The organism is Xanthomonas sp. 3075 (assembly GCF_014197275.1).
Classification (GTDB): Bacteria; Pseudomonadota; Gammaproteobacteria; order Xanthomonadales; family Xanthomonadaceae; genus Xanthomonas; species Xanthomonas campestris_B.
Genome location: NZ_JACIFI010000005.1, coordinates 187,795 through 206,895 on the forward strand (window position 1 = coordinate 187,795; position 19,101 = coordinate 206,895).

A 19,101-nucleotide genomic window follows, 5' to 3' on the forward strand; every position below is an offset into this window, starting at 1 on the left:
CATCCAGACATTCGAAGGATCACCCATGAACCTTGTCCAAGCTTCAAGCCAGGCCACCGGCCCGGCAACCGCCAACGCGCACCGCCGCGGGCTCGATCGCATGGTCACCCATGCACTGTCGGCAGCGCTGCTGCTGGCGCTGGCTCCATCGCTGCATGCAGCGCCGCCGTCGGGTGGCGTGGTGACCACCGGCACGGCCACCATCGATCAGTCCGGCGGGAACACCCGCATCACCCAGACCACGCAGAAGGCGTCGATCAACTGGCAGGACTTCAGCATCGGCTCCGGCGAATCGGTGCAGTTCGTGCAACCTGGCGCCAGCTCCATCGCGCTCAATCGCGTGCTCGGGGCGAACCCGTCGCTGATCCTTGGCAACCTCTCCGCCAACGGTCAGGTATTCCTGCTCAATCCCAATGGCATTCTGTTTGGCAAGGGTTCGTCGGTGAACGTCGGCGGACTCGTGGCCTCGACCATGAACATCAGCGACGCCGATTTTCAGGCGGGACGATACGCCTTCACCGGCGCAGGTTCCGGCTCGGTGGTCAACCAGGGCAACATCACCACCGGTGATGGCGGCTACGTGGCACTGATGGGCAGGAGCGTCAGCAACCAGGGGCTGATCGTCGCCCGGCTGGGCACGGTGGCGCTGGCAGCAGGCGAGGCCGTCACCCTGGACATGGCCGGCGATGGACTGTTGAACGTGGCGGTGTCGGCGGGCGCAATGAATGCGCTGGCCGAGAACGGCGGGATCGTCCGCGCCGATGGCGGCCGCGTACTGATGACGGCGCAGTCCGCCGACATGCTGATGCACACCTCGGTCAACAACACCGGCGTCGTCCAGGCGCGAACCATCGAGCAACGCAACGGCACCATCCTGCTGCTGGCAGACATGCATAGCGGCACGGTCACGGTCGGTGGCGTGCTGGACGCCAGCGCACCGAACGGTGGCGACGGAGGCTTCGTGGAGACCTCGGCCGCCAAGGTCAGCGTCGGCGCAGGCGCCCGCATCACCACCGCTGCGGCCACTGGCAGGAACGGTCGCTGGCTGATCGATCCGCAGGACTTCACAGTGGGCAGCGCACCCGGCGACAACATCGCCGGCTCCACGCTGTCTGCCCAATTGGTGACCAACAATGTCGAGATCACCACCAGCGGAGCGGGAACCGAAAACGGCGACATCTTCGTCAACGATGCAATCGTCTGGTCGGCCAGCGGCGGCCCCACCACGCTGACGCTGACCGCCAACCGCAACGTCGACATCAATGCGCCCATCAACGCCACCAACGGCAACTTGGCGGTGTGTTGCGGCCAGGACGTCAACGTCAACTCCGCCATCACCACCACCAACGGCAGCGTGCTGCTCAGCGCAGGCAGGGACATCAACCAGCGTGCGTCGATCACGGTGACCGACGGCAACCTGATGATGTGCGCGGCCAATAACGTCAACATCAGCGGTGCCATCACGCTCACTCGCGGCACCAACGATCCTACCCGCAGTCTGGGCTTGCCGCTGGGCGTGACCCTGAGCGCGGACACCGACGGCACCGGCCCTGGCATCGAAGGCGGCACAGTCGTGTTCGACGCACTCGCGCCGCCAGCTGCAGTCACCGTTGCTCCGGTGAGGATCTACTACAACCCCGTCTCGTACACGACGCCCACCGACTATTCCACCCGCTTCACGCTGACCCAGGGTGCCGCGCTGAGCCAAGCGATGCTGGTGTTCGCAAACGGCGGTGACAAGGCCTTCGACGGCACCACCGCGACCACGCTGTCCGGGCTGAAAGGCAATCCCGATGGGGTGGTCCTGGTCGCAGGCCCGGGCGCCAGCGCCAATTTCGACACCGCCGATGCAGGCAGTGGCAAGGGCATCAGCTTCACCGGCTATACCCTGGCCGGAACCAACGCCGGGGCGTTCGCACTGCCGTTGAACTGCTGCGGTACGGTTGTCGCGCATACCACGGGCACCATCACCGCCTTGGTGCCGCCCCCTCCCACGACGCCTACCACGCCGACTATCCCTACGAATCCCACAACGCCTACCACGCCTACTACCCCTACTAATCCAACTACACCGACCACGCCTACGACACCCACAAACCCCACAACGCCCGGCACGACCACGCCTACGACACCCACAAACCCCACGACGCCCGGCACGACCACTGTACCGGGCACCCGCGAGCCCTTCTTCGTGCCGCCGCCGCGTCCCGAACTGCCGCTGTTGCCGCCGCAAACCCTGCTGGTGGTGACGCCGCCGGAAGAACCGCCGCAAACGCTGTCGTTCGTGACGCCGGAGCCGGTACCGGTACCGGTCAAAGCGCCCGCGTACGTAGCGCCGATGCGCGCCCCCAAGCCGTACCGTAACTAGCATGGGGAGCGCAGTCGACTCACCGCTAGCCTTTCGGCCGCTGCGTGGTCTGCGCGCAGCGGCGAAGCGGGTAGGTGTCGCGGCGCTGCTGACTGTGGCGCTGCAGACCGCGATGGCGGCAGAAAGCGCACCGGCCGTGGCCGCAGCCCCGGCGGCGGTCACGGCCGGCACGGGGCCACAGCTGGCTGATTTCAGGGGCGCGGACACGTCACCCGAGGCCAGGGGCGTGGCGGACTGGGTTGTGCACTCCGGTGACAACGCCGGCATGCCGTATCTGATCGTGGACAAGGTCCAGGCCCGCGTGTTCGTGTTCGACCGGCTCGGGCAGTTGCAGGGCAACGGGCCTGCGTTGCTCGGCATGGAACGCGGCGACGGCACCGTCAATGGGATCGGCAAGCGCCAACTCGCGTCGATAGCGCCCAACGAACGCACCACGCCCGCGGGCAGATACGTGGCATCCCTGGCCCTGGATCTAAAGGGAAAACAAATCCTGTGGATCGACTACGACTCGGCGCTGGCGCTGCACCCCATTGCCAAGGGCACGCCAGCGGAGCGGCGCGCCGAACGCCTGGAAAGCGCCACCCCGGCGGACAACCGAATCTCCTATGGCTGCATCAACGTGGCGGCCGCCTTCTTCGAACGGGTGGTCAGCCCCACCTTCGCGCACAGCAACGGCGTGGTCTACATCCTTCCGGAGACGCGCTCTGCGCATGAGGTTTTCGGCTCTTACGACGCGGATGGGACAGCAACATCGGTGGGGATCGCTCCGCATTGAGCGCTCCAAGACGTCACCGCTAGGGCAGGGCCAGGACAGGCTGGCTCCTTGGCGCCTTCATCGCGCCCACGTTTTCCTGGCGCTGCTGCGGTCGGTCAGGGACCGGAAAGGCAAAACTGCGAGCCGTTGTTCCGGTACTTGCAGCGAAACGACATGGTCGGCTCGACGCAGCACCGACTGTATCGCTGGCATTCGCTCACGCACACCTTCAAGCCTCTGATCGATATCGGCTCGCACACCTGCAACACGCTTCCAGATGACGCGAGTGCCAAGGCCAGCAACGGCAAGACGGATTGAGCGGCGACGTGCGGCAAGCGCAACCCCAACTCGCCCCGGGGCACATCGCAATGAGCAAGCACCATGTGCACGAGCACAATGAAGCGCACCACTCCCCGCGTCATTGTGGAGCAGGCGAGCGATTGCGGAGCGGTAGACCCGGCTGAAAGCCATGCTGGAATTGGTGGGCCGTGATGGATTCGAACCATCGACCAAAAGATTAAAAGTCTTCTGCTCTACCGACTGAGCTAACGGCCCCTGACCCGACTGCGCGCCGGGGTGCGCATTCTACCCTACCCTGGCGTCAAGACGAAATCGCGTACCGGGTCGGGTCCGGAACACCGGCGTCGGCGAAGCCGGCGGCGCGCAGGCGGCAAGCGTCGCAGTGGCCGCAGGCGCGCCCGTCGGCATCGGCGCGATAGCAGGAAACGGTCAGGCCGAAGTCCACGCCCAGGCGCAGGCCTTCGCGGACGATGTCGGCCTTGCTGAGAAATTGCAGCGGCGCGTGCACCCGCAGTCCGGCGCCTTCGACGCCGGCCTTGGTGGCCAGGTTGGCCAGGACTTCGAACGCACGCACGAATTCCGGCCGGCAATCGGGATAGCCGGAATAATCGACCGCATTGACCCCGCAGAACAGGTCGTTGGCGCCAACCACTTCGGCCCAACCCAACGCCAGCGACAACATGATGGTGTTGCGCGCGGGCACGTAAGTGACCGGAATCCCTTCGCCGCCGGCATCGGGCACATCGATATCGTCGGTCAGCGCCGAGCCGCCGATACTGCGCAAGTCCACATCGACAACCTTGTGCGCGACCACCCCTTGCGCGGCGGCGACCCGTGCAGCCGCATCCAGTTCCGATGTGTGCCGCTGGCCATAGCGCACGCTCAATGCGTGCACCGTAAAACCCTGCTCTTGGGCGAGCGCGACGACGGCGGCGGAGTCCATGCCTCCGGACAACAGAACAACGGCTTTTTTCATGGGATCAGGCACCAACAATGGGAGCGGAAGGCTAGCAGGCCCGCCGCATGACGGCGACGCGGCGGCCCGCTGGCGAATGCAACGCGGTGGCACGGGCGATGCCGGAGCAGTGCCGACAGCATCCTACGGCTGACAGGTGGCAAAAACGCAGTCGACGAACTCGACGTAACCCCGCGGTAGCGCAGCGATCGGATACCAGCGTCCAGCCCTCCGGACTCGGCAACGGTGCCACCCGGCATGCACCCTACGCCGCCCGGCGAGCCCGGCCAAGCCGCCGCACCAGCGCATCGGTGCCAGCCATCCCCATTCCACTGTCCCCACCCGCTCAGACGCGCAGTCTCAGCGGCCCGGCTCATCGTTCCATAGCAGCTTGTGCAACTGCATCTGGAAGCGCACCGGCAGGCGATCGGCCACTATCCAGTCCGCCAATGCGCGTGGGCTCACTTCGCTCTTGCTGGGCGAAAACCACACCGTGCAACGACGATCCAGCGCGTGCGCAGCGACTACATCGCGCGACCACTCGTAGTCCGCGCGGCTACAGATCACGAACTTGATCTGGTCGCGTGCGGTCAACAGCGGCAGGTTGTCCCAGCGGTTGCGCGCCTCTTCGCCGGATGCCGGCGTCTTGATATCGACCACGCGCGAGACGCGCGGATCGACCTCCGAGACGTCCAGCGCGCCGGAGGTTTCCAGCGAGACATCAAAGCCGGCATCGCACAATTTCTGCAGCAGCACCAGGCAGCGCTTCTGCGCCAGCGGCTCGCCGCCGGTCACGCAGACGTGACGCACACCGTGACCAGCCACCTCGGCAACGATCGCATCGATATCGTGCCACTGCCCGCCATGGAAGGCGTACGCGGTATCGCAATAGTGGCAACGCAGTGGGCAACCGGTCAGGCGCACGAACACTGTCGGCCAGCCGGCGGTGTCGGCCTCGCCCTGCAACGACAGGAAGATTTCGGTGATCTTCAATCGCGGCAACGGCGACTGGACGATCTCGCTGGGGACGGCGGCGGCATTCATGGACAAAGTATGCGCCACGCCGAAAGGCGTGGACGTGCGGACTCAGCGCAGTTGCTGGCCGAGGCGGATGGACTGCAGGCGTTCCTGGGCGACACGTGCAGCGTCGGAGCCCGGATACTGCGATGCGACCTGTTGCAGCGTCTGCTGGGCTTCGTCGTTCTTGCCTTCGCCATACTGCGACAGGCCGAGCTTCAACAGGCCGCCAGCGGCCTTGTCATGCGTGGGATAGCGGCTGACGAGATCGCGGAACTGCACCTCGGCCAGCTGGAAATTTCGGGTGGCGTAATAGCTTTCGCCCAGCCAATACAATGCATTGGGGGTGTAGACGCCGTTGGGGTAGAGCTGGAGAAAGCTCAAGAACAATTGCGAGGCATCGTCGTACTTGCCGTTCTTCAACGCATCGAATGCGACGTTGTAGGCGGTACGTTCGTCGCCGCTGACGGCCAGGGTGCCTGGGTCGCCATGGACGGACGGCGGCTTCTCGGAAGTTGCCGCCGCTGCAGGCCGCGCGGCCGGAGCCGGGGCGGGGGTGGCGCTGCCGTTGGCCGGTGGCAATGGCGGTGTTGCACCACCTGCACCTTCCAACCGATTCAGACGCCCGTCCAGGTCCAGATACTGGTCCTTGGACTGTTGCTTGAGTTGCTCGTTGTCGTGCTGCAGCTGTTCCACCGTCGCTCGCAAGCCCTGCAGGTCCGAACGCGCCTGCTGCAGCTGATTGAGAAGATCGGTGTTGGCCTGACTGCTGGCCTGCTGCTGCTCGAGTACGGCCACACGATCAGCGAGACTGGCCCGCTGTGCGTATGCCGGCGCGGCGACCACGAGGGCCGCCGCGACGAACAGGGATGTCACTCGAAAGCGCATCGCTTCTTACTGAGCCGTGTACACGATTTCGACGCGGCGGTTCTGCGACCAGCAGCTTTCGCTGGTTTCGGTGCAGACCGGACGCTCTTCACCGTAGCTGACGACGGTCAGCTGGCTGGCCGAACCACCGGCAGCCTGCAGCGAGGACGACACGGCGTTGCCACGGCGCTCGCCCAGGCCCATGTTGTACTCACGCGAACCGCGTTCGTCGGCATTGCCCTGCAGGGTGATGCGCGAGGACGGACGGTCACGCAGGTACTTGGCGTGGCAAGCCATGATGGCCTGGAATTCCGGCTTCAGGGAGTCCTGATCCAGATCGAAGTAGACAACGCGCTGGCGCAGGCAGGCATCGGTATCCAGGTCGCCCGGGCCGTACAGGCCAGAGGTGGACGGACCGGTCGGAGCAGTGGAACCGGCGGTGGTATCAGTTGCAGGAGGCGGAGTTTCCTTCACCTTCTTCGAGCAACCAGCCAGCACGGCGACGGACAACAGGGAGACAAGCAAGACGCGGGTGGACTTGTTCATGGGATACCTATGGAGGCTCTGGGCCAATGAGTGGTTTAACGCAGCGAAATATTAACATTAATGCGCGGTTCGGTAAGGCCCCCATGCGGGTTCTCTTACATCTCCATCGGCCAGGACCAGACGCTGGCGGACGCGAGCGTCGGAAGACACGGCGTAGAGCACGCCCCGGCCACCCTCACGAGCGGCGTACAGGACCATGCTGGCGTTGGGCGCGAAGCTCGGCGACTCGTCCAACGAACCCGGCGAGAGCGTGCTCCAGCTAGGCGAACCCAGGCTGCGATCCATCATGGCGATGCGGTAGCTATTGCCACTGCCCTGCGCCACCGCGATCTTCTTGCCGTCGAACGACACGCTGGCGGTGGCGTTGTAGTTGCCCTGGAAGGTCACCCGATTGGCGCTGCCGCCGCTGGCAGCCACCTGATAGATCTGCGGGCGACCGCCGCGATCGGAGGTGAAATAGATGCTGCCGCCGTCCGGCGCCCAGGTCGGCTCGGTGTCGATGCCGAAGTGGTTGGTCAGCTGGGTCAACTGCTTGCTGCCCAGATCCATCACGTAGATTTCCGGGTTGCCGCTGCGCGACAGCGCCAGCGCCAGGCGGCGACCGTCCGGCGAGAACGAGGGCGCACCGTTGATGCCACGGAAGCTGGAGACCAGTTCACGCGCGCCGGTGGAGATGTCCTGCAGATAGATCGACGAATTGCCGCGCTCGAAGCTCACGTAGGCCAGCTTCTTGCCGTCCGGGCTCCAGTTCGGCGACAGCAACGGCTCGGCCGACCGCACGATGGTCTGCGGGTTGTAGCCATCGGAATCGGCCACCATCAGCGCATACCGCATCGCGCCGCCCTTACCGCTGGCAGTCACGTAGGCGATACGGGTCCAGAACGCGCCGCGCACGCCGGTGATCTTTTCGTAGATCGCATCGGCCATCTGATGCGAGACATCGCGCATCGCGTTGGCGCGCGCAGTCATTGCCAAGCCGAGCATGCGCTCGCCCTTGGCGACGTCGAACAATTCGTACTCGACGCGGTAAGCGCCCTCGCCCGCATCCATCACGCGACCGACCACGATGTAGTTCTGCTTGAGGGTGCGCCAGGTCTGGAACTGCACTTCGGTGCCGCGCACCGGCTTTTCGACGATCTGCGCCGCCGGCAAGGTGCGGAACTGACCCGAACGATCCAGGTCGGCGCCGACCACGGCGGACACATCGGTCTGCGGGGCAGTACCGGAACCCTGGTAGGGCATGGGGATGACGGCGATCGGCGTGGCCGAGGCACTACCGCCCACGATATCGATGGTGAGCCCTTGCTGCTGCGCGAATGCGCTCAGCGGCAACAACAGGACAGTCAAGGCAGCTAGCCAACGCAGTGGTTTTTTCATGGACGGCTCGGATGGGCGGGAAAAGTGTGCAAGGGATACCAATCAACGAGTGAACATACTCGCAATCGTGAACGAGACAGCGTGAAAATGGAGCGAGCGGTCGAGCACCGTCATCTGCGGGCTCGGCGCGCGTACCGGCCACGCCGCGCAAATCGATCGCTCGACAACGCGGCGTCCGTGCATCCCAGCCGGCACACCACCCACTCAATCCAACCGAGGCGCGGCGCCAACTGCGCTGCCGCACCTCGTCCTCCCAGGCCAGCGTCTACTGGTCCTGCGGAGTGAATACAAAAGTCAGATTGCGCTGGAACACCGACTCGAACCCGCGATACGGCAGCGGCTGCGCGCTCAGCACCGCAGCCTCGATCGACCGCTGGCCGGCTTCGTCGTACGGGCAACCCGGCGCAACCTTGGCCTCCATGACCGTGCCACCGGGCAACTGGCGGATGTTGATGGTGCACTTCTGACCCGGCGGCACCGACGGCGGGCGCACCCACTGCGACAGCACCTTCTGCTGGATCGCGGCCGCGTACTTGGCCGACAGGTCGGTATTGGTACCGCCCTGCCCTGCTGTCGGTTGCGCGGTGGCAGCGGCAGCCGACGAGGCTTGCTGCGCACGCGCAGCAGCGACCTGGCGCAACTTCTGCTCGGCCAGCGCCGCTTCCTTGTCGGCCTGGGCGCGCTGACGGCGGATATCGGCGATCTTCTTCTGGCGCTCGGCGTCGGCAGCCTGCTGGGCAGCGGCCTGCTTCTTCTTGGCGTCGTCTTCTTCCTGCTGCTTGGCCAGGCGCAATTTCTGCTCGGCTTCTTCCTGGCGTTTGCGCTCGGTCAGGTCGATCTGTTCCTGGCGACGCTTGGCCTCCTGTTCCTGCTTGGCCTTTTCGGCAGACAGCGCGAGCGCATCGACGCGTTCCTGATCGACCTTGTCCGGTTGCGCGACGCGCTCCTGTGCCTGTGCCTGCTGTGGCGTGGGCGCATCCTGCGGGCGCGGCTCGGGAATCGGCTGCGGCGGCGGCACGCTGTCTTCCGGCGCGGGTTCGGGCAATGGCGCGGGCGGTGGTGGCGTCTCTACCGGGGTCGCCTTCAGTGCCTGGCGTGCAACACGCGCCTCGGCAGCGGACACGTCCAGCGAGGCTTCCATGCTGGGATCGCCCGCGGCCGGTTCGACCGAGCGTTCGGGCGACCACAGCCAGCCGGCGATGAACACCAGCGCGACCAGCACGTGCACGACCAGGGCCAATACGACCGGTCGAAGCCAGCCATCCTCGCGCGCCGTCTGCGTGGGAAGTGCGTCAGCGTGCATCGCTGCCTGCAGTGGCGCCGGCGTCGGAAATCAGACCAACCTTCTCGACCTTGGCCTGCTTGAGCACATCGATGGCGTCCATGATTTTTTGATACGGGGCAGCGCGATCGCCAGCCACGACCACGCGCGCCTCCTTGTCCTGCGCCACGATGGCGGCCAGCTGCGCCTGCAGCGCGGCCACGTCCATCGCCTGCGGCTTGCCCTTGGGCAGCTGCAGCGCGAGCTGACCATCGGCAGCGACCACCACCACGATCGGGTCCTGCTTGCTCTCCAGCGCCTTGGCGCGCGAGCTCGGCAGGTTGACGTCGGTGCTGAGGGTCAGCAACGGTGCGGTCACCATGAAGATGATCAGCAGCACCAGCATCACGTCGATGTACGGCACGACGTTGATGTCGGATTTGAGCTTGCGCTTCTTACGGCGGGAAATACCGGAAATCATCGCGAAACGTTCCTATTGATCCCCCGCACAGGGATGTGCGGGCTCTTGCGAGGGACTCGCCCATCCAATCCCTCGCACACGCCTGTGCGAGCTGTCGCGAGTGGCTCGCCTGTCCAATTCCTGGGCGCTGGCACACAGGCGTGTACAACCGCCCCGCCTGCCACGTCCACGCACAGGAACGTGCCGGCGATGGCGAGGGGCTGGCCTACGCGCCAGCTGTCGCAGGGCACGCGCATCACTCGTCCGCGCCGGCCTGGCGCTGCAGGATCGAGCTGAACTCGTCGGCGAAGGTCTCGTAGCGCACCGACAGCCGTTCCACACGGGTGGTGAAGCGGTTGTAGGCCCACACCGCGGGAATCGCCACGAACAGACCGATGGCGGTGGCGAACAAGGCTTCGGAGATGCCCGGCGCCACGGCCGCGATACCGGCCTGCTCGCCGCTGCTGACCATGTCGTGCATGGTTACCATGATGCCGAACACGGTGCCCACCAGGCCCACGTACGGCGCGGTGGAACCGATGTTGGCCAGCAACTCGAGATTGCGTTCGAGCTGATCGACTTCGCGGGTGAAGGCGGTGCGCATGGCGCGCTGTGCGCCTTCCAACTGCACACGCGCATCCAGCCGACGCCGGTCGCGTAGCCGCGAAAATTCGCGGAACCCGCTTTCGAACATCGACTCCAGACCGCCGACCGTGCGGTTGCGGTCGGTGGCCGAGGCGTACAGCTTGGCCAGATCAGCGCCGGACCAGAAGCGGTTTTCGAACTCGTCCGCCTCGCGGTTGGCTTGCTTGAAGGCGCGCGCCTTGCGGAAGATGATCACCCAGCTGATGAACGAGCCGATCAGCAGCAACAACACGATGATCTTGACCGGGATACTCGCCCGCAGGATCAGATCGACATAGTTGATGCTGCTGTTGTGCGCCACGCTGGCGGTCTGTGCCGCAGCGGCGGCAACGTCCTGCGGTAGTGCTTCCACTACCGTGTCCTGCAGGGCCAGGAGCAATGCAATCGACATCCGTTTGTTCCTCAGTAATCGGATTCTTGGGTTTCTAAAGCTTTCAACACGTCATACAGCGCATCGTCCATCCCACGCGGGCGGAAGTCGCTGGCGCCGAGTGCGGCAATACGCACCTCGGCGGTCAGCAGCACTTCGCCCTCGCGACGTACCGACTGCGCAAACAGCAGGCTGGCCCGTTTGCATTTACGCAAGACCGCCGACACTGACAGCGCGTCGTCGAGCCGGGCCGGCTTGAGGAAATCCAGTTGCATCGAACGGACCGCGAACACCAGATCGTGCTCCTGGCGCATGCGGTCCTGCCCGTAACCGAGTGCGCGCATCCACTCCGTGCGCGCCCGTTCCATGAAAGCGACGTAGCGCGCATGGTAGACCACGCCGCCGGCGTCGGTATCTTCCCAATACACGCGTGTCGGCCAACTGAATACAGGCGGGGATTGGGGAATCGGGAGTCGGGAATCGGATGTCATGGGCACGGATGCTTGATCGAGGCGGCCCGGGCGCGGGACTGACGGAGCGTCATCAGAACAGGTCTCCCGGCTCGCCGATGCCCGGAGAGCGGTCGCGCGGTGGCTTCAGGCCCAGGTGCAGATAGGCCTTGGTGGTGGCCATGCGCCCGCGCGCGGTGCGGATCAGAAAGCCCTGCTGAATCAGATAGGGCTCGATCACATCTTCCAGCGTGCCGCGCTCTTCCGACAGCGAGGCAGCCAACGATTCCACGCCCACCGGCCCGCCGTCGAAGTGATCCACGATCACCCGCAGCATGCGACGGTCGAGCTCGTCGAAGCCTTCCGGGTCGACCTTGAGCATCTGCATGGCGGCCTGCGCCACCGGCAGGTCGATATGGCCGGACGCCTTGACCTGGGCGAAGTCGCGCACCCGCCGCAGCAGCCGGTTGGCGATACGCGGGGTGCCGCGCGCGCGGCGCGCGATCTCGGCCGCGCCATCGGGCGTGCAGTCGATGCCCAGGATCGCCGCCGAGCGGATCACGATGTGGGTCAGTTCCTGCGGGGAGTAGAACTCCAGCCGCTGCACGATGCCGAAGCGGTCGCGCAATGGCGCGGTCAGCAGGCCGGCGCGGGTGGTGGCGCCGATCAGGGTGAACGGCGGCAGGTCGATCTTGATCGAGCGTGCGGCCGGGCCGTCGCCGATCATGATGTCGATCTGGAAATCTTCCATCGCCGGATACAGCACTTCTTCCACCACCGGCGAGAGCCGATGGATCTCGTCGATGAACAGCACATCGTGCGGCTGCAGATTGGTCAGCAGCGCGGCCAGGTCGCCGGCTTTTTCGATCACCGGGCCGGAGGTCGAACGCAGGTTCACCCCGAGCTCGTTGGCGATGACGTGGCTGAGCGTGGTCTTGCCCAGGCCGGGCGGGCCGAAGATCAGCACGTGATCCATCGCCTCGCCGCGCGCCTTGGCCGCTTCGATGTAGATCTGCATCTGCTCGCGCACCGGCTGCTGGCCGAGATAATCGGCCAGGCGCTTGGGGCGGATGCTCGCATCGGCGGCATCGTCTTCGCGGGTGGCGCTGCTGGCGATGATGCGCTGTTCGGTCATCCCGCCATCTTCTCATGCCGCGCATCGCCGGCGCAGCATTGATCCAGATTTCTAGAGCTAAAGCTCGGCTTGCCGCAACACGCCGAAGAACGCCTCGAAGCTCGGCGCGCGCCAGGTCGGCACCAGCCCGTCCCAGTCCTCGAAATAGACGACCTCCGGCTCGCATTGCGGGCCGCGTGCGCGATAGTCCAGGCATAGCAGGCAGTCGATGTTATGGGCCGACAGCACCAGCAGCTGATCCAGGCCGGCGTGCAGGCAGGCTGCGGCGCTGAAGTCATTCCGGTCTTCGAAGGCATCGGCAAAATCCAGCACGCTGCGGATTTGCGCCAGCGGCAACAGATCGCGATCCACCAGCACGCATTCCCAATCCAGGCAAAGATCGGCGGGAAAGCGGGTGCGCGGCACCCAGCACCAATTGGTGTCACCACCGTCCTGGACGCTGTACAGGCGCTTGAACAGTGCCGGCAAGCGCACGCCCAGCCGCGCTTCGGTGGCAGCCAACATGGCGGCGTCCGCCGCAGCTCGGCCCCCGTTCCGCCGCTCGGGGCCGCTCCAGAACGTGGTCAATGCGGGCGGCTGCGGCTGCCACTGCAGCACATCCCGACCGTACTTGGACTGCAATGCCGGCGACCAGTAGCGGACATCGACCAACTGCGACAGCAGATCGTCCACGTTGGCGAACACGCTCAGCCGGCGCTTGTCGCCCGCATCGACGTACACCAGGGTGGGCTCGACATCGGATGCGGAGTAGTCCAGACACAGCGCGCGGCTGGGCGAACGATGATCGGCCGCGATGGCGATCACGCAGCGATCGTCGCCACCTTCCGCCAGGCCGGCGTAGGCATCGTCGCGATACTCCTGTCGGGCACGCACCTCGGCGAAGGAGAACAGTTCCGCACTGCCGAGCAGGCGCGCGCGCGGGATCAGCCACTCGGCCTTGCGCCAGTTGTCCGGCTGCTCCAGCGACCGGCCACGCGCCATCTGCACCGCGCCGCCGTCATAGCGCGCATACAGTTGCCGCAGCCAGGCCGGCAGACGGATGCCGAGCCGGGTTTCGGCCGCTTCGATCGCCTCCGCCGTAGCGGGCATCCGACCAGGATTCAGTGCTTCGTCCCAGAATGTGTCCAGTGTCGGGGAGCAGCCGTAAAGCATCCACTTGAGCGCGGCCATGCTCAGATCTCCACTTGTGCGCCCAGTTCGACCAGGCGATTGCCGGGAATGCGGAAGAAGCCGGTCGCCGGGGCCGCGTTGCGATGCATCAGCGCGAACAGCTTGTCGCGCCAGATCGGCATGCCGCGGTTGGCGCTGGCCACGATGGTTTCGCGGCTGGCGAAGAAGGTGGTATCCATCGGGTCGAAATAGATCCCGCCCTGGTCGCAGGAGCGCATCAGCGCCAGCGGCACGTCCGGCGTTTCCATGAAGCCGAAGCGCACGTAGACGCGGTAGAACTCGTCGCCGATGGCGTCCATCTGCAGCCGTTGCCTGGCGGTGGCATACGGCACGGGCAGCGTCTCCACGGTGAGGAACACATTGCGCTCGTGCAGCACCTTGTTGTGCTTGAGGTTATGCATCAACGCATGCGGCACCACCATCGGGTCGGCGGTCAGGAAGATCGCCGTGCCGGGCACGCGCACCGGTGGCGCCAGCATCAGCCCGGGCAGGAAGCTATCCAGCCCGATGCCGTCCTTGCGGATCTCGCTCTGCAACAGTTTGCGGCCACGTCGCCATGTGCGCATCAGGATGAACAGGATCAGTCCGAGCAGCAGCGGGAACCATGCGCCGTCCATGAACTTGATGATGTTGGCGTACAGAAAAGCGCAATCCACCACCAGGAATACCGCTGCAAGCACCCAGAGCAGGGGGCGCGGCACGCGTGGATTGGCGCGTGCGTAGATGATCATCAGCACCGTGGTGATGAGCATGGTACCGGTCACCGACACGCCATAGGCCGTCGCCAGCGAAGCGGAATTACCGAAGCCAAGCACCGCCACGATGACCAATGCCAGCAGGATCCAGTTGATCGCGGGCACATAGATCTGGCCGATCGTGGAGTGCGATGTATGGCGGATATGCATGCGCGGAATGTAGCCCAGCTGCATCGCCTGACTGGCCACCGAATACGCACCGGTAATCAGCGCCTGCGAGGCGATCACCGTGGCGGCGGTCGCCAGCACGATCATGGGGTACAGGCCCCAGTCGGGCACCGCTTCGTAGAACGGATTGCGCACCGCAGCCGGGTCGCGCAGCATCAGCGCGCCCTGGCCCAGGTAGGTCAGGGTCAGCATCGGCAGCACCAGGAAGTTCCAGGAGTAGCGGATCGCCTTGGCGCCGAAATGCCCCATGTCCGCATACAGCGCCTCTCCGCCGGTGACCGAGAGCACCACCGCGCCGAGCACGAACACCGCATGCCAGTTGTGCTCGGCAAAAAACCGCACGCCCCACCACGGATTGAGCGCATGCAGCACTTCCGGCGCCTGCGCCAGGTTGTAGACACCAATCGCACCAAGCACCAGAAACCACAGCAGCGTGATCGGGCCGAACGCCTTGCCGACCTTTTCGGTACCGAACCGCTGGGCCAGGAACAGCGCCACCAGCACCGCCACGGTGATGGGGACGATGAAATTGTGCAGCTGTGGCGCGGCGACCTCCAGCCCCTCCACTGCCGAGAGCACGGAGATGGCCGGGGTGATCACGCCGTCGCCGAAAAACAACGAGGCGCCGAAGATGCCGAGCACGCCAACCACGTAGACCGAACGCGAGCCGCCAGGCAGCGCGTTCTGCGCCAGCGCGGTCAGCGCCATGATGCCGCCTTCGCCGTCGTTGTCCGCACGCATGATGATGGCGACGTACTTGAGCGTGACCACAGTCATCAACGCCCAGAACACCAGCGACAGGATGCCGAGCACGGTGTCGTGGTCGGGGGTCAGGCCGTAGTGCGGCGAAAACGCTTCCTTGAGGGTGTACAGCGGGCTGGTACCGATGTCGCCGAAGACGACGCCAATGGCACCCAGCACAAGCGGCAGACCGGTCTTGCCATGCGAATGGCTGGAGCTGGGGGGAGTTGGGGTGGAGGCCATGTGGGAGTCAGATTAGCGCCGCGAGGCGTGAAGAGGGAGATTCGCGCGCAACTCAGCGCAGCGCGGCTTGAAGTGCCTTGCGGATGACGGTGGCGACTTCGTCGCCCTCTGCCCCGGCCTCGCGTGCCATGCGCACGGCCTCGGCCGGCTTGTAACCCAGTTGCTGCAACGCCACGGCGGCTTCGGATACCGCATCCGGGCCGAGCTGACCGGTGATCGGCGCGCCGCTGCTGAAATCGGCGGCGCGGTCGCGCAGTTCCACCACCATGCGCTCGGCGGTCTTCTTGCCGATACCGGGGATGCGGGTCAGCGCGGTGATATCGCCACTGGTGATGAGGCGGGCGAATTCGTCCACGCTCACGCCCGACAACACCGCCAGCGCGATCTTGGCGCCGATGCCGGTGACCTTCTGCACATCGCGGAACAGCCTGCGCTCACCCTCGCGCAGGAAGCCGTACAGCGAGACGCTGTCTTCCTTCTGCGCGTAGTGAGTGAACAGGATGACGTCACGGCCGACATCGGGCAGATCGTAGAAGGTGCTCATCGGCGCCTCCAGTTCATACCCCACCCCGCCCACGTCGATCACCAGCCACGGCGGCTGCTTGTAGGCCAGGATCCCGCGCAGGCGGCCGATCATTGGGCACCGCCATGGCGGTGCCGGGATTGGGGAATCGGGAATCGGGAATCGCAAGAGCGTGAGCTTCCCTGGATTCCGCGTTTGCGATTTCCGATTCCTGATTCCCGATTCCCGATTCTCATTTCTTGCGGCTCCAGGCCTGTTGGGTATTGACGCCCATTCGCTGCGCAGTGGCGCGGACATGGGCGTGGGTGATGGCGACCGCCAGTGCGTCGGCGGCGTCGGGCTGCAGCTTGCCTTTCAGGTTGAGCATGATGCCGACCATGTGTTGCACCTGCACCTTGTCCGCACCGCCCTTGCCGACCAGCGCCAGCTTGATCTCGGTGGCAGCGTACTCGTGTACCGGCAGGTCGCGTAGTACCACAGCGCAGATCGCCGCGCCGCGCGCGTGCCCGAGCTTGAGCGCCGAGTCGGCACTTTTGCCCATGAACACCTTTTCGATCGCCACTTCATCCGGCCGGTAGGTCTCGATCACCTCACCCAGCCCGTGCAGCAGGCGCTTGAGCCGCTGGGCGAAGTCGCCCTCGCCCAGCAGCACCAGCGGCGCGTGATAGACATGCCGGCTGCGACCACTCTCGTCGATGTCGATGATGCCGAGCCCGGTGCGCTGGGAGCCGGGATCGATGCCCAGGATGCGGGTCATCGAGGGGCCGGGAATCGGGAGTCGGGAATCGGGAATGGGTAAAGCGGCCTACTGGCGTGCTCGACGCTGCCGGGCAATGCAGGATGCGGCTGTTTCGATTCCCGATTCTCCATTCCCAATTCCCGGCGCTTACGCGCCTAGCGCTGCTTGATCGACGTTCGAATACACGTCCTGCACGTCGTCCAGGTCTTCGAGCATGTCGAGCAGCTTGCGGACCTGGATGGCGGTGTCGCCGTCGACGGCGATGTCGTTTTCGGCGCGGAAGGTGATTTCGGCGTGGGCCGGCTCCAGGCCGGCGGCGGTCAGGGCGTCCTTGACCTGGGCGAAGGCGTCCGGGGCGGTCAGCACGTCGATGGCGCCGTCTTCCGGGTACACCACCACGTCGTCGGCGCCGGCTTCGATCGCCGCGTCGGTGAGGGTGTCTTCGTCGCTACCGGCGGTAAAACTGAGCACGCCCAGGCGCTTGAACATGAAGGCCACCGAGCCATCGGTGCCCATGTTGCCGCCGCATTTGCTGAAGGCATGACGCACGTCGGCAACGGTGCGCACGCGGTTATCGGTCAGGCAGTCCACGATCACCGCCACGCCGCCGGGCGCGTAGCCCTCGTAGCGCACTTCTTCGTATTCCACGCCGTCCAGCTCGCCAGTGGACTTCTTGATGGCGCGTTCGATCACGTCCTTGGACATATTCGCCGACAGGCCCTTGTCCATGGCGGTGCGCAGGCGCGGGTTGTTGGACGGATCGCCGCCGCCAGCGCGCGCGGCCACGCTGATCTCGCGGATGATCTTGGTGAACATCTTGCCGCGTTTGGCGTCGGAGGCGTTCTTGCGGCCTTCGATCGAGGGGCCTCTACCCATGGGTGGTTCCAGACTGGCTTGGATGACAGGGCGCGGATTTTACCTGATTGCTCGCCCGCACCGGGGCCGCGGTGTTCAGTGGCGGAATCGGCCCTGGCGCAGGAAGCGCAGCGCCTGCTGGACGGCCTCGGGCGAGCGTATCAACCCGCTATGGCTGGCCTGCACCACGCAGTGATCGCGCAAGCCGGGCAAGCGAGTTTCGGCCAACGCCACGGTACCGTCGGATCCGGCGTCCAACGGCGCCAGCCAGCGACCGACCCCACTGGCAACGTTGCCGGCGACCTGACCGACCTCGGCGGCGCCGTCCCACGGGGCGATGCCTTGCTGCAGCAACGCCGCGCTACGCCCCAGCGCCCAGACGCCGCCACGCTGCGCCAGCCCGCGCGCAGCCGCGCTACCAGCCAGCGGGGAACCCAGACACACCACCCGCCTCACCGGCAGATCAGGCGCCCGACTCAGCGCCTGCAGGGTGATCAATCCACCCAGACTGTGCGCGATCACCGCGCCCACCGGCCTGCGGCGGAGATGCGCCACCAGCTGCGGCACCGCCGCCTGCGGACCACCAAGCACGCTCGCATAGCCGAAGATGGACACCCGGCAGCCTTCGGCACGCAGCCGCCATGCCAGGGGCCACAACCAGCTGCGGGCGTTCCAGATGCCATGCACCAGCACCACGTCCATGTTGTCGACCGCCCCTTCCGGGGAAGCACCGCGCGCATCCGTTGCCATTGCTGTGGTCTGCATGGTGGTGTCGAAAGGGGTCCTGGAAATCGATGCCTGCAGCTAACCGGATGCGCGCTTAACGCCGGGCTTATCGCCCATCGGCACCCTGGCTGGAAGCGGCGCTACAGGGTGTGGACGGGGCTGGTACGCCGGCCCGCATCGCCACGGTGCGCTGCCCGGATCACCCCACCTGCACGGCGATCTGGACGGCGTGCGCATGCGCCGACGCAGCGATTGGCGTCGGCGCCCGGCAATCCCGACCACCCATTCGATCCGGGCAGGATCATGCACACCCGCTTGCGTGACCCAAGAACGCGCGCCCCAGGCATTGCCGCCAGCCTAAAGCGGTTCCGCGCCCAACGCCGGAGCGGCGACCACCTCGACCAGGAACTCTGCCACCGCGCGCACCGCCGGCGCCTGGCGCAGGTCGGGATGCACCACCAGCCACAGCTCGCGTTCCATCGCCTCGCTACCGCCAGGCAGGCGAACCAGCCGGGGGGCGTCCACCAGGCCTGGCGATCGGCCAGCAGGGCCACGCCAGCCCCGGCACGCGCAGCGCCACGCTGGACGTCGGCGCTATTGCTGCGCAGGACCAACGGACGCCCGGCCGCACGTGCGAACGACATCCGTTGCTGGGGGCTGTCGTCCAGGCTGTGGTC

The 19,101-nt window shown here is 65.8% G+C and carries 20 protein-coding genes and 1 tRNA gene; 3 read left to right on the top strand and 18 right to left on the bottom strand.

The window, feature by feature from the left end:
- The first annotated feature begins 25 nt into the window (after positions 1-25).
- The 3 genes from GGR62_RS06850 to GGR62_RS06860 all read left to right on the top strand — a co-directional run bounded on the left by GGR62_RS06850 (position 26) and on the right by GGR62_RS06860 (position 3,440).
- Positions 26-2,368: a filamentous hemagglutinin N-terminal domain-containing protein gene (locus GGR62_RS06850; RefSeq protein WP_184407172.1), complete on the top strand. Its 2,343-nt coding sequence runs from the start codon at positions 26-28 to the stop codon at positions 2,366-2,368.
- Between the two features lie 94 nt (positions 2,369-2,462).
- Positions 2,463-3,143, top strand: coding sequence for a L,D-transpeptidase (locus GGR62_RS06855; protein ID WP_221229075.1), 681 nt, complete (start codon positions 2,463-2,465; stop codon positions 3,141-3,143).
- Between the two features lie 48 nt (positions 3,144-3,191).
- The gene (locus tag GGR62_RS06860; protein WP_184407173.1) at positions 3,192-3,440 is read left to right on the top strand and encodes a hypothetical protein; all 249 of its coding nucleotides are present in this window, start codon (positions 3,192-3,194) and stop codon (positions 3,438-3,440) included.
- Between the two features lie 161 nt (positions 3,441-3,601).
- Here the strand turns inward: GGR62_RS06860 and GGR62_RS06865 are convergent.
- The 18 genes from GGR62_RS06865 to GGR62_RS21130 all read right to left on the bottom strand — a co-directional run bounded on the left by GGR62_RS06865 (position 3,602) and on the right by GGR62_RS21130 (position 18,949).
- Positions 3,602-3,677, bottom strand: a tRNA-Lys gene (locus tag GGR62_RS06865).
- Between the two features lie 46 nt (positions 3,678-3,723).
- A complete protein-coding gene (queC, locus tag GGR62_RS06870) occupies positions 3,724-4,398 on the bottom strand; it encodes a 7-cyano-7-deazaguanine synthase QueC (protein ID WP_184407174.1) in 675 nt (224 codons plus the stop codon).
- A 339-nt stretch (positions 4,399-4,737) separates the two neighbouring features.
- Positions 4,738-5,421 (bottom strand): 7-carboxy-7-deazaguanine synthase QueE, encoded by a 684-nt coding sequence (gene queE, locus GGR62_RS06875; RefSeq protein ID WP_184407175.1) that lies wholly within the window; start codon positions 5,419-5,421, stop codon positions 4,738-4,740.
- 42 nt (positions 5,422-5,463) lie between these two features.
- The gene (ybgF, locus tag GGR62_RS06880; RefSeq protein ID WP_184407176.1) at positions 5,464-6,282 is read right to left on the bottom strand and encodes a tol-pal system protein YbgF; all 819 of its coding nucleotides are present in this window, start codon (positions 6,280-6,282) and stop codon (positions 5,464-5,466) included.
- Between the two features lie 6 nt (positions 6,283-6,288).
- Positions 6,289-6,807, bottom strand: coding sequence for a peptidoglycan-associated lipoprotein Pal (pal, locus tag GGR62_RS06885; protein WP_184407177.1), 519 nt, complete (start codon positions 6,805-6,807; stop codon positions 6,289-6,291).
- Positions 6,808-6,864: 57 nt separating this feature from the next.
- Positions 6,865-8,184: a Tol-Pal system beta propeller repeat protein TolB gene (gene tolB, locus GGR62_RS06890; protein ID WP_184407178.1), complete on the bottom strand. Its 1,320-nt coding sequence runs from the start codon at positions 8,182-8,184 to the stop codon at positions 6,865-6,867.
- Positions 8,185-8,449: 265 nt separating this feature from the next.
- Complete coding sequence (gene tolA / locus GGR62_RS06895; protein ID WP_184407179.1) at positions 8,450-9,487, bottom strand: cell envelope integrity protein TolA; 1,038 nt, start codon at positions 9,485-9,487, stop codon at positions 8,450-8,452.
- Complete coding sequence (tolR, locus tag GGR62_RS06900; RefSeq protein ID WP_184407180.1) at positions 9,477-9,926, bottom strand: protein TolR; 450 nt, start codon at positions 9,924-9,926, stop codon at positions 9,477-9,479. The genes tolA and tolR overlap by 11 nt, the downstream gene beginning before the upstream one ends.
- A 235-nt stretch (positions 9,927-10,161) precedes the next feature.
- Positions 10,162-10,941, bottom strand: coding sequence for a protein TolQ (gene tolQ / locus GGR62_RS06905; protein ID WP_003482569.1), 780 nt, complete (start codon positions 10,939-10,941; stop codon positions 10,162-10,164).
- Between the two features lie 11 nt (positions 10,942-10,952).
- Positions 10,953-11,411, bottom strand: coding sequence for a tol-pal system-associated acyl-CoA thioesterase (ybgC, locus tag GGR62_RS06910; protein ID WP_184407181.1), 459 nt, complete (start codon positions 11,409-11,411; stop codon positions 10,953-10,955).
- Between the two features lie 52 nt (positions 11,412-11,463).
- Entirely contained in the window at positions 11,464-12,504 is a 1,041-nt protein-coding gene (ruvB, locus tag GGR62_RS06915; protein ID WP_184407182.1) for a Holliday junction branch migration DNA helicase RuvB, read from the bottom strand.
- A 57-nt stretch (positions 12,505-12,561) separates the two neighbouring features.
- On the bottom strand, positions 12,562-13,674 hold the full coding sequence (locus GGR62_RS06920; protein ID WP_184407183.1) for an SMI1/KNR4 family protein: 1,113 nt from the start codon (positions 13,672-13,674) through the stop codon (positions 12,562-12,564).
- Positions 13,675-13,676: 2 nt separating this feature from the next.
- Complete coding sequence (locus GGR62_RS06925) at positions 13,677-15,581, bottom strand: potassium transporter Kup (protein ID WP_184407184.1); 1,905 nt, start codon at positions 15,579-15,581, stop codon at positions 13,677-13,679.
- A 52-nt stretch (positions 15,582-15,633) separates the two neighbouring features.
- Positions 15,634-16,218, bottom strand: coding sequence for a Holliday junction branch migration protein RuvA (gene ruvA, locus GGR62_RS06930; protein ID WP_184407185.1), 585 nt, complete (start codon positions 16,216-16,218; stop codon positions 15,634-15,636).
- Between the two features lie 118 nt (positions 16,219-16,336).
- Positions 16,337-16,861 (bottom strand): crossover junction endodeoxyribonuclease RuvC, encoded by a 525-nt coding sequence (ruvC, locus tag GGR62_RS06935; protein ID WP_184407186.1) that lies wholly within the window; start codon positions 16,859-16,861, stop codon positions 16,337-16,339.
- Between the two features lie 129 nt (positions 16,862-16,990).
- Entirely contained in the window at positions 16,991-17,719 is a 729-nt protein-coding gene (locus GGR62_RS06940) for a YebC/PmpR family DNA-binding transcriptional regulator (protein ID WP_184407187.1), read from the bottom strand.
- Between the two features lie 75 nt (positions 17,720-17,794).
- The gene (locus GGR62_RS06945) at positions 17,795-18,448 is read right to left on the bottom strand and encodes an alpha/beta hydrolase (RefSeq protein ID WP_326520244.1); all 654 of its coding nucleotides are present in this window, start codon (positions 18,446-18,448) and stop codon (positions 17,795-17,797) included.
- A 333-nt stretch (positions 18,449-18,781) separates the two neighbouring features.
- On the bottom strand, positions 18,782-18,949 hold the full coding sequence (locus tag GGR62_RS21130) for a hypothetical protein (RefSeq protein WP_260305601.1): 168 nt from the start codon (positions 18,947-18,949) through the stop codon (positions 18,782-18,784).
- Positions 18,950-19,101 lie beyond the last annotated feature (152 nt).

Bases quoted from the DNA above. Each gene is read 5' to 3' on its own strand.
- GGR62_RS06850 (WP_184407172.1), top strand. From the start codon at position 26: ATGAACCTTGTCCAAGCTTCAAGCCAGGCCACCGGCCCGGCAACCGCC.
- queC (WP_184407174.1), bottom strand. From the start codon at position 4,398: ATGAAAAAAGCCGTTGTTCTGTTGTCCGGAGGCATGGACTCCGCCGCC.
- queE (WP_184407175.1), bottom strand. From the start codon at position 5,421: ATGAATGCCGCCGCCGTCCCCAGCGAGATCGTCCAGTCGCCGTTGCCG.
- ybgF (WP_184407176.1), bottom strand. From the start codon at position 6,282: ATGCGCTTTCGAGTGACATCCCTGTTCGTCGCGGCGGCCCTCGTGGTC.
- pal (WP_184407177.1), bottom strand. From the start codon at position 6,807: ATGAACAAGTCCACCCGCGTCTTGCTTGTCTCCCTGTTGTCCGTCGCC.
- tolB (WP_184407178.1), bottom strand. From the start codon at position 8,184: ATGAAAAAACCACTGCGTTGGCTAGCTGCCTTGACTGTCCTGTTGTTG.
- tolA (WP_184407179.1), bottom strand. From the start codon at position 9,487: ATGCACGCTGACGCACTTCCCACGCAGACGGCGCGCGAGGATGGCTGG.
- tolR (WP_184407180.1), bottom strand. From the start codon at position 9,926: ATGATTTCCGGTATTTCCCGCCGTAAGAAGCGCAAGCTCAAATCCGAC.
- tolQ (WP_003482569.1), bottom strand. From the start codon at position 10,941: ATGTCGATTGCATTGCTCCTGGCCCTGCAGGACACGGTAGTGGAAGCA.
- ybgC (WP_184407181.1), bottom strand. From the start codon at position 11,411: ATGACATCCGATTCCCGACTCCCGATTCCCCAATCCCCGCCTGTATTC.
- ruvB (WP_184407182.1), bottom strand. From the start codon at position 12,504: ATGACCGAACAGCGCATCATCGCCAGCAGCGCCACCCGCGAAGACGAT.
- GGR62_RS06920 (WP_184407183.1), bottom strand. From the start codon at position 13,674: ATGGCCGCGCTCAAGTGGATGCTTTACGGCTGCTCCCCGACACTGGAC.
- GGR62_RS06925 (WP_184407184.1), bottom strand. From the start codon at position 15,581: ATGGCCTCCACCCCAACTCCCCCCAGCTCCAGCCATTCGCATGGCAAG.
- ruvA (WP_184407185.1), bottom strand. From the start codon at position 16,218: ATGATCGGCCGCCTGCGCGGGATCCTGGCCTACAAGCAGCCGCCGTGG.
- ruvC (WP_184407186.1), bottom strand. From the start codon at position 16,861: ATGACCCGCATCCTGGGCATCGATCCCGGCTCCCAGCGCACCGGGCTC.
- GGR62_RS06940 (WP_184407187.1), bottom strand. From the start codon at position 17,719: ATGGGTAGAGGCCCCTCGATCGAAGGCCGCAAGAACGCCTCCGACGCC.
- GGR62_RS06945 (WP_326520244.1), bottom strand. From the start codon at position 18,448: ATGGCAACGGATGCGCGCGGTGCTTCCCCGGAAGGGGCGGTCGACAAC.